Raw genomic sequence first — 13,638 nt, 5'->3', positions numbered from 1 at the left:
TATAGACACCTATGATTTTGATTTTTTTCGCTCGCAATCCACCCAAATTAATTCATTAAAAACATGGCACAAATTGCACTAAACATAAGATCTATTTATGCTTATATAATGAACCTTAGAAACTACTGCTGGATACCAAGGATACTTCATAGATATTTCGTTTCGCCTCAGCCTTAGAAACATAGTAACGGTAGCCCTACTTTTCGTGGTTTGGTTTGTCGCCTGCGACACGCTTTGGGCGCAAATCTTCCCAATTGAAAACGTCTACTCGCTTGCCCAAATGCTTAGCATCTACGGTGATGAGAACATTTATGATCTGACGGCAGCTCTCAGCATGATGTTCTCAGGAGCGGTTTCGCTGGTGCTAACATGGCTGTCTATTGTGTTTTTAAGACGTCACGCTAGCTACTTAACATCACCCCATTCGCTCCAAAATAAGCACCGACGCGACCAGCACGGCGATGATGCCTAAAAAGGATGAGGTAATGATCAGCGTCTCGGTCAGCATCGGATCGTTCATTTTGTCGTCTCTGTTCTGCGCGATACAGCATTCATAATAGAGCGACGTGAACATTCAATGACAGCCAAAGTGATTTTAAGTGAAACTTTTAGGAACTTTCGCAGCGGGGAGAAAAAGTTCTGCTGGTATACGCAGATACGGTAAAGTAAGCGAGCTTATATTTTTGTCTGGAACCCTCTTTTATGTTCGATACCACTCTGTTTATTCTGCTGGGGCTGACTGCCCTCGGATTCATTAGCCACAACACCACCGTTGCCGTGTCGATCATGGTGCTGATTATGATCCGCATGACCCCGCTGAACGTCTATTTTCCGTGGATCGAGAAACAGGGCCTGACTATCGGGATTATCATCCTGACCATTGGCGTGATGGCTCCAATCGCCAGCGGTACGCTACCCCCCTCAACGCTGCTGCACTCCTTTGTAAACTGGAAATCATTGATCGCCATCGCGGTAGGGATCTTTGTTTCGTGGCTTGGCGGACGCGGCGTGGCGCTTATGAGCGCGCAGCCCTCCCTGGTGGCAGGGCTGCTGGTAGGGACGGTACTGGGCGTGGCCCTGTTCCGGGGCGTGCCGGTCGGGCCACTGATTGCGGCGGGCCTGGTGTCGCTGCTACTGGGCCGCCAGTAGGCTGCGACGCTGCCAGCGCTTAACCGCATGCTCCAGCAGGGTACAGAGCAGGTAGTAAACCAGCCCGGTAAAGATAAACAGCGCCGCCGGGTAGACCTGTACGCGGTTGTTAACCTGCCCCGCAACGGTGGTGAGCTCCGGAACGTTGACGATAAACGCCAGCGACGTGTCTTTCAGCAGCGCAATCAGCAGCCCCACATAGGAGGGGAGCGCGTTACGCAGCGCCTGCGGGAGCAGCACCCAGCGCAGCAGCTGTACGCTGCTGAAACCTGCTGCCAGGGCTGCCTCATGCTGCCCCTTGGGCAATGAGCCGATAGCGGCCAGCGTGGAGTACATTACCGAGGCGGAGGTAAACCACGCCAGCGCCAGAGTCACGGTCACCGCGCCGGGCAGATCGGCTCCGGTCAGCATCGGCAGCAGAAACCACAGCCAGAAGATAACGAAGATCAGCGGAATGCCGCGAATAATCTCCGCCCAGGCAAACAGCACCCGGCGCGGCCAGCCCTTGAAGCGCCAGGCAAAGCAGGCCAGCGCAATCCCGCCAGGAAAGGCCAGCAGCCCCGCGCCGAGGGTCATCAACACCGACAGCAGCACCCCGCCCGGCTCGCCCTGAGCAGCTCGGCCCAGCAGCAGATAGTCCAGGTTATCGGTAATCACCGTGATATTAGCGATCATCCCGCACCTCCTTGCGCGCCAGCGCCCTCTCCTGCCTCAATGCACGCCACCACATCGGGGCGTTAAACAGCAGGCTCATCACCAGCCCCAGCAGCAGATAGAGCACGCTGCCAACGGCAAATGCCTCCAGAGCATGGGCGTTGTAGCTCTCAATCTGCCGGGTCTGATAGGTCAGCTCGGCAAAGCCAATCCCGGTCGCCAGCGAGGAGAGCTTCATCAGGTTCAGATACTGTCCCACTACCGGCTGCCAGGCGTTGCGTAATCCTTGGGGCAGCAGCACCCAGCGAAACAGCGCCAGCTCGCTGAATCCCTGCGATTTCGCCGCCTCAATCTGTCCCCTGGCTACGGCATGCAGCCCGGCCTGGATCTCCTCGACCAGAAAGGCCGCGGTAAACAGGCCCAGCGCCCAGGCGGAACTGAGAAACTCCGGCGTAAACCACCAGACATCGCCCGGCAGGATGCTAAAGGCGTGATCGTCATTAACATACTGGCGAAAACCCAGCGGCAGCAGGTTCCAGGCGGCAAAGTACCAGAACAGCAGCTGAACCAGCAGTGGCGTATTGCGAAACAGCGACACCCATACCGCCACGATGCCACGTCCCACCGCGCCTCCCGCCAGCCGGAGAGCCAGCAGCAGCACGGTCAGCGCCGTGGCCAGCACGATGCCAGCGACGGTCACCCAGACAGTGGTGAGGAAACCGGAGAGGATCCACTGCGCAGGCTGGCCGGTAAGCACCCCGGCCCAGTCGAGATGGATGTGCATTACAGCTCCCTGCTTTCAGCGTGCAGCGGGTTAAGCACCTTCTGTAGGAAGCGCTGTGCCCGTGGGTGCTGCGGGGCGGTAAAGAACTGCTCCGGTGCAGCCTGCTCAAGGATCTCGCCGCCGTCGATAAAGATCACCCGGTCAGCGATCTCGCGGGCAAACTGCATTTCATGGGTCACCACGATCAGCGTCATGCCGCTGTGGGCCAGGCTACGCATGACCTGTAACACCTCGCCAATCGTTTCGGGATCGAGCGCCGAGGTCGGCTCGTCAAACAGGATGATGTGCGGCTTTGCTGCCAGCGTGCGGGCGATTGCCACCCGCTGCTGCTGGCCGCCGGAGAGCTGGGACGGCAGGTGGTGGGCCTTATCGCGCAAGCCGACCCGCTCAAGCAGCGCCAGCGCCGTCTCCTCCGCCTCATGCGGGGACTGGCCGTGCACTTTGGTTAGCGCCAGAGTGATGTTATCCAGCGCGTTAAGATGGGCGTAAAGGTTAAACTGCTGGAAGACAAAACCCACATGGCGACGTAGCTCGCGCAGCGCCTTGCCTTTCAGGGTGCTGGTAGGTTTACCGTCAACGTAGATTTCGCCCCCGCTTACCGTCTCAAGCTGGTTAATCAGACGGATCAGCGTCGATTTTCCCGATCCGGACGGCCCGCAGACGGCAAGCACCTCACCAGCGCGAACCTGAAGATCGATCTGCTTTAACACCGGCTGAACGCCATAGCGCTTGCTGACCTGGCGGAATTCGACCGTGCCCGCCTGCACGGGAAACGCCTCCGTGGCACTGGCCACAGAGGCGGAGAAAAGACCTGCAAACATATTACTTCGCTTCTATTTTAAAGCTGCGCGGCTGGGGCGTTTTGGTCTGCGGACCAAACCAGGCATCGTAAATTTTGGCTGCGTCACCGCTCTGCTCAAGTTTCACCAGCTCGCTGTTTACCGTATTCAGCAGCGCCGTTTCACCTTTGGGTACGCCTACGCCAATCTCCTCTTTAGAGAGCAGATCCGGCAGGATTTTAAACTTGGCTTTATCCGGCGCTTCCGCCAGCAGGCCAGCCAAAATTGTACTGTCCTGGGTGATCGCCTGCACGTTACCGTTACGCAGAGCGGTTAAGGCCAGCGGGATATCGTCATAGGCCAGCACGCGCGCTTGCGGGAAGCGCTGATGCAGCGCCTGCTCGCCGGTGGTGCCTTTTACCGCACCGATACGCGACTTGCCGTAGGCGTCCAGCTTATCCGCACCGTCTGCCGCCACCAGGAACTGCTGACCGGTAACAAAGTACGGCGTGGAGAAGTCGATAACCTGGGCACGCTCTGGCGTAATGGTGATGTCGGCAACGATCAGGTCAACCTTGCCAGACTGCAACAGTGGAATACGGTTCGCCGGGTTAGTCGCAACTAGCTCCAGCTTAACGCCGAGGCTTTTCGCCAGCGCTTTAGCAAAGTCGACGTCATAGCCCACGATATCATGGGTTTTGGGATCGACTGCGCCAAACGGCGGGTTTGCATCAAAGGTGGCGACTTTCACCACGCCAGCGGACTTAATGTCGGCCAGTTTATCGGCGTGAGCGGCAAAAGAGAGTGTTGAAAGGAGCGCCAGCGTGGAGAAGGTCCATGCTTTTTTAGTCTGTGTAAACGTTGCCATGCTTAATCCCTGTTATCCCTTGTTATAAGTATTAAGCGCTACGTTCACATAAGCTTTGGCGTCAGACAAATATCAAAAAGTGCATTACATATCCATAAATAGAATAAGGCTATATACGCAGGCGCTGTCCGTTGCTTTCATCGCAGCGAAAAAGCGTTATCCTATCGGCAACGTATTCAACCTGAGAAAACAATGACTAGCCTGACCTCCTCCGGCCGCAAGCAGGGACTGCTGCTGATTGCCGGGATCTTAATGATTGCCACCACTCTGCGCGTGACCTTTACCGGTGCCGCCCCGCTGCTGGATGCCATTCGCGCCGACTACGGCCTGACCACGGCACAAACCGGACTCCTGACCACCCTGCCGCTGCTGGCCTTTGCCCTTATCTCCCCGCTGGCGGCCGGTGCCGCCCGCCGCTTTGGCATGGAGCGCAGCCTCGCCACCGCGCTGATCCTTATTTGTGCAGGCATTGCCCTGCGCTCGCTGCCGTCTGCGACGCTGCTGTTTATCGGTACGGCGATCGTCGGCTGCGGGATTGCGCTGGGTAACGTGCTGCTGCCCGGCCTGATTAAGCGCGACTTTCCCGGCCAGGTCGCAAAGCTGACCGGTGCCTATTCGCTGACGATGGGCGCAGCCGCCGCGCTGGGTTCGGCGCTGGTTGTGCCCCTGGCGCTACACGGATTTGGCTGGCGGGGGGCGCTGCTGATGCTGATGGCGTTCCCCCTCGTTGCCCTGCTGCTGTGGCTGCCTCAGACCGGCCGTCGGGCAGCAAGCAGCCTGACCCAGGCGGGTAGCCTGCAAAACCGTGGGATCTGGCGATCGGCGCTGGCCTGGCAGGTGACGCTCTTTCTGGGGATCAACTCGCTGATCTACTACGTGGTTATCGGCTGGCTGCCGGCGATCCTGCTGAGTCTGGGGTACAGCGAAACCCAGGCGGGTTCTCTGCATGGCCTATTGCAGCTGGCAACCGCCGCGCCAGGCATTGTTATTCCGCTGATCCTGCATCGCCTGCGCGATCAGCGCAGCATCGCCGCGCTGGTGGCGCTGATGTGCGCCGTCAGCGCCGCCGGGCTGTGGCTGGTTCCCGCCCACGCGGTGCTGTGGACGGTCATCTTTGGTTTCGGTTCGGGCGCGACGATGATCCTCGGTCTGACCTTTATCGGCCTGCGTGCCAGCTCGGCGCATCAGGCGGCAGCGCTCTCCGGCATGGCGCAGTCAGTGGGCTACCTGCTGGCGGCATTTGGCCCGCCGCTGATGGGCAAGATCCACGACGCCAGCGGCGACTGGCGCATTCCGCTGATCGCCTGCGCCCTGCTCGCGGTGGTGATGGCAGCGTTTGGCGTTTTTGCCGGACGCGATCGCGAGATCGACGCCCGGTAAGAGAGGTGTGATGAGAGATTAGTTACTGGCGACGCGCAGCAGCGCATGCACCAGCGGCGCGGGACGTCCGCTCAGCGCGGCACGCTCGTGCTGGAACAGCGTCGCAACAAAGAACGGGTGCGTGATCAGCTCAACGGCGCGCACTTCGCCCTCCTCATCCCAGCCGGTAACGCGCAGATCGGTCTTATCCAGCTCGGCGGCAAACTCTGGCGACACCCCATAGTTACAGTGATAACCCTCATCAATGGCATCTTTGCCGTAGGCGCGGGCAATCAGCGTATTAGAGCGCAGCTCGATAGTGCCGGTCTGCTCCACCAGCGAGCAGGCCAGCGGCGTCACCACCATCCGTCCTTCACTGTCGGTTTCTGCATGCGCCGCATCGTCCCAGCCCATGACGTTGCGCGCGTACTCAATGAGCGCGTGCTGGAATCCACCGCAGGTGCCGAGAAACGGCACGCTGTTCTCGCGGGCATAGCGGATCGCCGTGAACGCGCCCTGAACATTTTTATAGGGGCTAGCAGGCACAACCCAAATGGCGTCGTAGCCTACCAAGTCTTCTTCACTGCCGATCTCATCGGTTGCCAGCCAGTCGTAGTCGGCCGTCAGTTCCTGCACGGCGGCGGCATCATCAATCGCCAGAGGGATCGCCTGGTGTGCGACAACGTCTGGGTTATAGTCGCCGACGAGAGCAATACGCAGCGTTTTTTTCAAAGGAGTGTGTTCCATGCGGGAGTCCTTATGTCAGGGGCAAATTACGGATAACACAAGGAGCCTCAGATTACCGATCTTTTACAGGTATCACAATACCTTAAAATAGGTGGGCGACGGATGAGAGCATTTTTCATACTGCTGTATTACCCTGTGGCTATTGTCACCTTGCCCAATGTAGACCATGAAAACCAGGATCCTTGTAAGCGCCTGCCTGATGGGCTTTAAGGTGCGCTATAACGGCAGTGAAAAGCAGCCGGTAGAGGCCACCCTGGCGCGCTGGCAACAGGAGGGACGGCTGGTGATCCACTGTCCTGAGCTGGCAGCCGGCCTGCCGGTGCCGCGACTGTCGGCGGAAATTAGCGGCGGTACTGGGAAGGACGTAATGCGTAATGCGGCCCGCATTACAGAGAGCGACGGCACCGATGTAACCGGACATTATCAGCTGGCTGCCTGGCTGGCGCTACGTGCGGCGCAGGAGGCAGGCTGTCGCGCCGCGCTGTTAACCGACGGCAGCCCGACCTGCGGTAGCCGCGCTATTTACGACGGCAGCTTTAGCGGTCAGCGCCAGCCGGGAATGGGCGTGGCAGCAGCGTTGCTGGCTGAACACGGCATTAAGGTATTTTCAGAACAGGAACTGCCCGCGCTCATTGCCTGGATCAACACACACGACGCAAATTAGCACCACTCGCGGGCCTCCTCTTCTTCCGGCAGGGAGTCCGGCAGAAGCGGCATCAGATGCTCGGCGCGCACGAACGCAAAACCGTGTTGGCCGTCGAAGGCCACAACGTCCCCGGTAACCAGCCATAGCGCACGTGGGGCAGTTACCGGCATGTCGGTCATCACGCCGTTAACCGGGTTGAGGAAACGATCTCCCGGCTGACACAGCGCAAACAGCTCCACGGATTTACCAATATTGCGGCGTCCAGCTGGAGTTTGTGCGCCAATAACCATTGCCAGGCTGCCCGGTTTTAACTGAAACATAGCTCTCTCGTTCACAGAAAAATAGAATTTGCGGTTAGGATAATTCCTAAGCGAAATTTTACTCCGGGAGACAGGTCATTGTCACCACAGTAATTGATACCTGCGATCAAAACCTCAGCTGATTTTGGGCGACGCAGAAAACATGATATATGAATCCGCCACTTTTCATGTTTTACTATGCGGACAGTGTAAATATTAACCATAATGTATAAGGGTTCTTTGCCTCTATACCGGAGTAAAAGATAGTCATGTCAGATATTATTCTGGCTCGCGTCTCGGAAACGCTCGCAAGTGAACAAACCGTTGAAAGTCTGGTTCGCCAGCTGCTGGAGATGCTTGAGCTGGTAACCGAGATGGAGTCAACCTACCTGACCAAAATCGATATTGATGCCCGCCTGCAGCACATCCTGTATGCCCGAAACAGTAAGCAGATGAATATCCCTGAGGGGCTCTCTGTGCCCTGGGGCGATACGCTCTGCAAGCGCGCTCTGGATGACGAGTGCTTTTTCAGCAATGACGTGGCTACGCACTGGAGCGACTGCGGCCCTGCGCGCGCGCTGGGCATCAAAACCTATCTCAGCACGCCCGTTCATCTGGCCGATGGGACGCTGTACGGCACGCTCTGCGCGGCCAGCGCCGAAACCCACGCGCTAAGCGTGCGGGCAAACCAGGTTCTGCAACTCTTTGCCGGACTGATTTCGCAGGCGATCCAGAAGGAGTCGCTAGTGGCGCAGCTGCGAGAAGCCAACGCGGCGCTGATTTCCCACTCCTACACTGATGCGCTCACCGGCTTGCCTAATCGACGGGCGATATTCGATAACCTCACCACCCTTTTCTCGCTGGCCCGCCATCTGGATGTGCCGGTGATCATTGCTTTTATCGATCTCGATAACTTTAAGTCAATCAACGATAGCTTTGGCCATGACGTGGGCGATCTCTTTCTGGTGCAGGTGGGCCAGCGGATCATACGTCAGTGCGACGCCAACGACATCGCTGGCAGGCTGGGCGGCGATGAGTTCATGCTTGCCTGTCCGGGCAGCGCGCGGGAAAAGCGACGAGACCTATCTCAGCGAGCTGAAAGCGCGCTTAAGCGGTCACATTACCGGCGACTATAGCCTGGGGGATGTACGGATCTATTACCCTGGTGCCAGTATCGGTATTGTTGAGGTTGACCCGACGCAGACCGACGCCGATACTGCCCTGCGCATGGCCGATGTCGCCATGTATCAGGAGAAGAAAGGTCGGCAAAAAAGCCCCTTTATCGTGCTGGATTAATTCATTATTTAACGATTTTTCAGGAGCATGGCGTGAAAAAAACAACGGTTATTATGCTGATCGTGGCGATTGTTGTCGTTGCCGGTACGCAGCTGGGCTGGTGGTAATCCCTCTCGTATCCCCTATTTCTTTATATCGTCTACCTGCGCTGGCCAGTAGATGAGATATTAATTTAGTGTTACAAATAATATTGTGTCGGTACGGATTTTACTGTTTTAGATCCTCATCTGAGCAGGAGCTCATGCATGTTCAGTGGACTCAGCAAGAACGAAACGAAAAGGCTGGCAGCGCTGGCCCTTTTACGCAAGCACGACAAAGCGCGAGACACCGCTCTTGGCGAGTTCGCGAGTCTGGCCAGCGATATAATGGGCGTTAATAGCTGCTTCGTCACTATTTTCGACGACCAGTATCAATATATTAAATATGCAAAGAACATCTCCCAGCTGCCAATAAAATCTTCGATCCCTGAAACGATGTGTCAATATGCCGTTGCCAGCGCCGAGCCGGTTATCTGCTCCGACACCCGTACCGACAGTCGCTTTGCCGATCATTTTCTGGTTACCACAGGACAGGCCATCTTCTATGCCGCTGCTCCCCTACAAACGAAGGAAGGGTTTGTATTGGGGACGCTGTGCGTTAGCCATACTCAACCGGTCACGGCAACACCGGAGCAGATTGAAAACTTCCTGCGCATTGCCGCCCTTGCCAGCACCTATCTTGAAGCCTGGTATTCGCTAGGCCGCGTGGATGGCCTGACCGGATTGCCTAACCGTCAGTCTCTTTTAAAAGAGATCGAGACGCTGGTGCTGGATAACAACGCGCAGCCTTGGTCGCTGATCCTCTTCGACTGTATTGATATGCCCCGCGCCTATGAACTGACGCGCTATCTTGGTCTACTCGCCGTAGAGAAGATGCTGCGTGGATTTGGCCCCCTGCTGCGCCTGCGCCTGAAGCTGCCTTCGCGAATGACGCTGTTTGCCTTTGCGCCAGGGCGTTATGCCGTACTCGTAGACGCCGCGATCGCCCAAACGCTAATCCAAAGGGCGGGCTCTCTACCGGATATCGATGTACAGATCCGTGGCGACATTGGTATTCACCTGAAGGTGCGTACCGGCTACGTCAACTTCATCCCGCAGGATAACGATCCGCATGAAATTCTGCGCCAGGGCATCAGTGCCCTGCATGAGGCGATGCGCGAGCAAATTCCTGTTCTGGCCTTCGATCCTCTTCTCGATCAGAAACGCAATAACCACTTCCGGCTGCTGCACGATCTGAGCGAAGCGATTAAAGCGCCGGATCAGCTCTATATGGTCTATCAGCCGAAAATTTCACTGCATACCGGCCTGACCCAAGGCTGTGAAGCACTGCTTCGCTGGCATCATCCGGTACAGGGCAACGTGCCGCCGTCTACCATTGTTCAGCTGGCAGAGAAGACCAGCCTGATGACGGATATTACGCAATGGGTCATCAAAACCGTTATTGACCAGCTTCAGGCCTGGCGCAAAGCCGGGATCGACCTGCCTATTTCCATTAACGTCACGGTAAGCGACTTCTCGCGTCGGGGTTTTGCCGACGAACTGGAGAAGAGCCTGCTTAGTGCCGGGCTTACGGTAGCGGATCTGCGTATCGAATGTCTGGAGACCGAGAAGGTGCTAGAGAGCGATGAGGCACTGTACGAGTTGGGTCAGTTGAAAAAGAGAGGCTTTAAAATCCTGCTGGATGATTTCGGCGCAGGCTACAGCAACATCAGCTATCTGCGACGTATTCCTTTCGACATTATCAAGCTCGATCGCTCGCTGATTAGCCAGATTAGCTCCGACTCCGATAGCCGAATTATCGCCCGCAACGTCATCTCGATGCTGAAGGATCTGAGCTATCTGGTGCTCGCTGAAGGGATTGAAGACAGGCAGACGGCTATGATGCTGAAGGAGTACGGCTGTGACGAGGCGCAGGGGTATTACTTCTCCAGGCCGATTTCCGCAGCGGAGATCCCGGCCTGGCTGGCAAAGGGCAGCGCAGTGGATAAGCTGCCTGGCCTACTGCGACATGGAACCTATTAGCGTTTACTCAGCGCCAGCTTAGCGGCAAAGAGAATAAACAGCGTGCCGGTGGTGCGATCCATCCAGCGTATTACCGCGCTGCGTTTCAGGAAACGACCGAGCGGACGCGTCGCCAGAATCAGCACCGTTGACCAGGTCTGCCCCAGCACAACATGGATCGCCACCAGCCCAAAGGTCCAGGCGATGAGAGGCTGACCGTGGGGAATGAACTGCGGTAAAAAGGAGACGTAGAAGACGCCCATCTTAGGGTTTAGCAGATTACCCAGCAGCCCCTTCATAAATCCGTTCTGCTTTGCCTTGGGTGCCTCGCCCTCTGCCGCCGCGGTTAGCCCACCTCCGCGACTCAGCAGCATATTCACCCCCAGCCAGCAGAGGTAAGCTGCGCCGCAGTATTTCAGAATTGAATAGGCCAGCTCAGAGACGGCGATCAGCGCCCCCAGACCAAACGCCACCATCGCGCCCCAGATAAAGCACCCGGCATTAATACCCAGCGCAACTTTAAACGCCTGAGCCCGACTCTCGACCGAGGCGGTGCGCAGGACCAGCGCGGTATCCAGTCCTGGAGTCAGGGTAAGCAGAGCAGCGGCCAGCGTAAACGCCAGCAGGGAGTCGTATATGGTCAAGCTGTGTCTCCATGAATATGTAAAAGATGCCTAATCATACTTTACGTCAGGCAAGTGCGGTCTATACTTCTCTCATTGTAAATGCCCGGCAATGTTCATGAAATGATTGCCCTCTGGCACACACCATTTTTGGTAGTTTTTAGTTCATTGAATTGGTTTAAACTCTCCGTCACGTAACCGAAAGGACGCAACGATGAATGTATCAAGCAGAACGGTAGTCTTGCTGAATGTGTTAGCCGCAGCAGGTCTCTTTCTGACCCTTTACTCTAAGTACAACTGGTTCTGATACTGCTTCAGAGCGGGTTGTAGGGTGATAATAGAAAACGGGAGCCGACTGGCTCCCGTTTTTTTATAGTTTAAAAAGTGGGTAATGCGTATCTCACCGTCCCCCAGTAACCCGATTCCCCATCCGTAACTTTTTTCCAACCTGCGCGTTCGAGCTCTTTGGCTATCAGCTTGTTCATTATGCCGTGCCCCATGCTGAAAACCTGTTCGTGCTCATGGGCGAGTGCTGTCAGGTGATCCGCGACTCTTTTAGCGCGCTGTTGAGCATCTGCGCATGACTCACTCTTTGACGACGCACCCGCTAGCCAGAGCAGCCTGAAGAGTACCAGCCACAGTGAAGGCGGCAGTTTAATCGCCGGTACGTTAAAGATCGGAAGTGGGGCCTCGCTCAACTCATTTAAAATGAAATTTGGCTTTACGCCCAACGTATGAAGAGAAGAAACAGCGCGAGGCAGCGGACTGCTCACAATAAGGTTACTTTTTTGGCACGCTGCTTTCGCGGCAGATGCAGGCGATCCAGAAATACGTGAGGCGTCGTAGGCAGATACCCACTCCCGCATACCTGTCGCATTTACCCTGCCAGACTTTTTCAAATCGGGTTTGCCATGCCTGACTAACGTAATCTCCATTGCGGATACCTTCCTTCTCATTATCAAACAGCTCTAATAAATCAGCAGATTAGCATCTTCAGTGGGAGAGCAGGAAACTTTGTCAAAAGCACAGATAACGCGCAGTGCCCCTCCGGCATCCGATTATTTTCAGCTACGCTTCTTAAGTAAAATTTTAATTTTCTCAGGAGAGCGCATGCCGCCATTAACGTCCCCGCTTCACGCCGACCTCAAACGTTCCCTGCTTGCCACCCTTCCCATGGGCATCGGTATGATGGCGGCAATTGATGAGGTGGTCTTCCATCAGCTTCTGGCCTGGCATCACTTTTTTGACTGGGGTACCCCGGCTTTCAGCCTGCTGTCGGATGGGTTGCTGCACTCCGCTGAGCTGATCTTATTTGTGCTCGGTTTTTTTATGTTTACCAGGCTCTATCGTCGCGGCGTGCTTAATCGAACGGCAGCATGGGCGGGCTTCATTTTGGGGATGGGAGGTTTTCAGCTGTTTGACGGAATTGTCGATCACAAGCTGCTCAGGCTGCATCAGATCCGCTACGTTGAGAACGTTCTACTCTACGATGTCATCTGGAACGGGGTTGCCCTGCTGCTGTTGCTGGTAGGCTATCTGCTCTTTCGCCGCGCGCGCCGTACGGCCAGGGGTTAAGACGTGGAGCCGATGATGCATCATCCAGAAAGCGCACCTTCAGCCGCGCTGTTTATTCTTCTGGTCATTGTTCCGATGGTGCTGCTTGGCTTGTATCTGTTAGCCGCCTTGCGGATACGCCGTACCGCCCGCTGGAGCGGCTGGCGCATCGCCAGCTTTACCGCCGGAACCGTGCTGATTGTGGCCGCCATACTGCCGCCGCTGGCAAGCTGGGCCCATCACGATCTGCGCGGTCATATGGTGCAGCATCTATTTTTAGGTATGTTTGGGCCGCTTGGACTGGTATTTGGCGCACCGGGTTCGCTTTTACTACGCAGCGTCTCCGCCCGTACGGCGCGCGGCATCATGAATTTTCTCCGCATCCGTCCGATACGTTTTTTGATCCACCCGGTTACCGCTGCGTTTCTGGATATAGGCGGCATGTATCTGCTCTATCTCACGCCTTTTTACACGTTGAGCATGGGCGATCCCGTGCTGTTTGTTTTGCTACACGTGCATTTTGTCCTCTCCGGCTACCTGTTTACCTGGTCTGTTGCCGGACCGGATCCTGCCCCCCATCGTCCGTCGAGAAATGTACGGCTGATAGTGATTTTCCTGGCTACCGCCGCGCACGCAATCCTCGGCAAACTGATGTACGGCTATGGCTACCCGCAGGGCACCTCGGCCAGTATTGAGGAGATTCAGGCAGCCGCGCAGTGGATGTATTACGGCGGCGATCTTGCCGAGTTTCTCATTATCATCGGCTTTTTTGCGGCCTGGTTCCGCCAGCGCAGCGCCCTGCCAGGTGCTTTGAAGGGGTATTAAGGTCAATAAAGGGGAG

The 13,638-nt window shown here is 56.3% G+C and carries 16 protein-coding genes and 1 pseudogene; 8 read left to right on the top strand and 9 right to left on the bottom strand.

Annotated elements, in window-relative coordinates; all coding sequences use genetic code 11:
* Positions 1–415 precede the first annotated feature (415 nt).
* Positions 416–520 (bottom strand): small membrane protein YoaI, encoded by a 105-nt coding sequence (gene yoaI / locus FN633_RS18560; protein WP_279538280.1) that lies wholly within the window; start codon positions 518–520, stop codon positions 416–418.
* Positions 521–702: 182 nt separating this feature from the next.
* On the opposite strand from yoaI, the gene FN633_RS05960 reads away from it, so the two are divergent.
* Positions 703–1,149 (top strand): DUF441 domain-containing protein, encoded by a 447-nt coding sequence (locus FN633_RS05960; RefSeq protein ID WP_103821151.1) that lies wholly within the window; start codon positions 703–705, stop codon positions 1,147–1,149.
* Here the strand turns inward: FN633_RS05960 and FN633_RS05955 are convergent.
* From FN633_RS05955 to FN633_RS05940, 4 genes are read right to left on the bottom strand one after another with little or no spacing between them, the layout of a single operon-like run.
* Positions 1,132–1,824, bottom strand: coding sequence for an amino acid ABC transporter permease (locus FN633_RS05955; RefSeq protein WP_154057081.1), 693 nt, complete (start codon positions 1,822–1,824; stop codon positions 1,132–1,134). The two genes, FN633_RS05960 and FN633_RS05955, sit on opposite strands and share 18 nt — an antisense overlap.
* On the bottom strand, positions 1,814–2,587 hold the full coding sequence (locus FN633_RS05950; RefSeq protein ID WP_154057080.1) for an amino acid ABC transporter permease: 774 nt from the start codon (positions 2,585–2,587) through the stop codon (positions 1,814–1,816). The genes FN633_RS05955 and FN633_RS05950 overlap by 11 nt, the downstream gene beginning before the upstream one ends.
* Entirely contained in the window at positions 2,587–3,408 is an 822-nt protein-coding gene (locus FN633_RS05945; RefSeq protein WP_154057079.1) for an amino acid ABC transporter ATP-binding protein, read from the bottom strand. The genes FN633_RS05950 and FN633_RS05945 overlap by 1 nt, the downstream gene beginning before the upstream one ends.
* A gap of 1 nt (position 3,409) precedes the next feature.
* Complete coding sequence (locus FN633_RS05940; protein ID WP_042392910.1) at positions 3,410–4,234, bottom strand: ABC transporter substrate-binding protein; 825 nt, start codon at positions 4,232–4,234, stop codon at positions 3,410–3,412.
* A 192-nt stretch (positions 4,235–4,426) separates the two neighbouring features.
* Between FN633_RS05940 and FN633_RS05935 the strand changes: the two genes are divergently transcribed.
* Positions 4,427–5,614, top strand: coding sequence for a CynX/NimT family MFS transporter (locus FN633_RS05935; RefSeq protein ID WP_154057078.1), 1,188 nt, complete (start codon positions 4,427–4,429; stop codon positions 5,612–5,614).
* Between the two features lie 18 nt (positions 5,615–5,632).
* Here the strand turns inward: FN633_RS05935 and FN633_RS05930 are convergent, their stop codons facing one another.
* Complete coding sequence (locus FN633_RS05930) at positions 5,633–6,340, bottom strand: CTP synthase C-terminal region-related (seleno)protein (RefSeq protein WP_154057077.1); 708 nt, start codon at positions 6,338–6,340, stop codon at positions 5,633–5,635.
* A 166-nt stretch (positions 6,341–6,506) separates the two neighbouring features.
* On the opposite strand from FN633_RS05930, the gene FN633_RS05925 reads away from it, so the two are divergent.
* Positions 6,507–7,004: a 2-thiouracil desulfurase family protein gene (locus FN633_RS05925; RefSeq protein WP_154057076.1), complete on the top strand. Its 498-nt coding sequence runs from the start codon at positions 6,507–6,509 to the stop codon at positions 7,002–7,004.
* On the opposite strand, the gene FN633_RS05920 is transcribed toward FN633_RS05925, so the two are convergent.
* Positions 7,001–7,306: a hypothetical protein gene (locus FN633_RS05920; RefSeq protein WP_154057075.1), complete on the bottom strand. Its 306-nt coding sequence runs from the start codon at positions 7,304–7,306 to the stop codon at positions 7,001–7,003. The two genes, FN633_RS05925 and FN633_RS05920, sit on opposite strands and share 4 nt — an antisense overlap.
* 248 nt (positions 7,307–7,554) lie before the next feature.
* Between FN633_RS05920 and FN633_RS05915 the strand changes: the two are divergent.
* Positions 7,555–8,581: pseudogene (locus FN633_RS05915) on the top strand (GGDEF domain-containing protein).
* A gap of 245 nt (positions 8,582–8,826) precedes the next feature.
* Positions 8,827–10,641 carry a sensor domain-containing diguanylate cyclase gene (locus FN633_RS05905; RefSeq protein WP_154057074.1) on the top strand — a complete coding sequence of 605 codons (1,815 nt, stop codon included), beginning with the start codon at positions 8,827–8,829 and terminating at the stop codon, positions 10,639–10,641.
* On the opposite strand, the gene FN633_RS05900 is transcribed toward FN633_RS05905, so the two are convergent.
* The gene (locus FN633_RS05900; protein ID WP_154057073.1) at positions 10,638–11,264 is read right to left on the bottom strand and encodes a LysE family translocator; all 627 of its coding nucleotides are present in this window, start codon (positions 11,262–11,264) and stop codon (positions 10,638–10,640) included. The genes FN633_RS05905 and FN633_RS05900 overlap by 4 nt on opposite strands.
* 193 nt (positions 11,265–11,457) lie before the next feature.
* Between FN633_RS05900 and yncL the strand changes: the two genes are divergently transcribed.
* The gene (yncL, locus tag FN633_RS05895; RefSeq protein WP_072015273.1) at positions 11,458–11,550 is read left to right on the top strand and encodes a stress response membrane protein YncL; all 93 of its coding nucleotides are present in this window, start codon (positions 11,458–11,460) and stop codon (positions 11,548–11,550) included.
* A gap of 70 nt (positions 11,551–11,620) precedes the next feature.
* On the opposite strand, the gene FN633_RS05890 is transcribed toward yncL, so the two are convergent.
* On the bottom strand, positions 11,621–12,178 hold the full coding sequence (locus FN633_RS05890) for a histidine phosphatase family protein (RefSeq protein ID WP_208673965.1): 558 nt from the start codon (positions 12,176–12,178) through the stop codon (positions 11,621–11,623).
* A gap of 175 nt (positions 12,179–12,353) precedes the next feature.
* Here FN633_RS05890 and FN633_RS05885 point away from each other — a divergent pair, with 175 nt between their 5' ends.
* The gene (locus tag FN633_RS05885; RefSeq protein WP_154057071.1) at positions 12,354–12,818 is read left to right on the top strand and encodes a DUF2243 domain-containing protein; all 465 of its coding nucleotides are present in this window, start codon (positions 12,354–12,356) and stop codon (positions 12,816–12,818) included.
* A gap of 15 nt (positions 12,819–12,833) precedes the next feature.
* A complete protein-coding gene (locus FN633_RS05880) occupies positions 12,834–13,622 on the top strand; it encodes a cytochrome c oxidase assembly protein (protein ID WP_154057070.1) in 789 nt (262 codons plus the stop codon).
* Positions 13,623–13,638: the final 16 nt, after the last annotated feature.

The sequence above is a fragment of the Pseudescherichia vulneris genome, assembly GCF_902164725.1.
Taxonomy (GTDB): Bacteria; Pseudomonadota; Gammaproteobacteria; order Enterobacterales; family Enterobacteriaceae; genus Pseudescherichia; species Pseudescherichia vulneris.
Note: the sequence above shows the minus strand (reverse complement) of the source record. Positions and strands in the feature narration are given on the sequence as shown.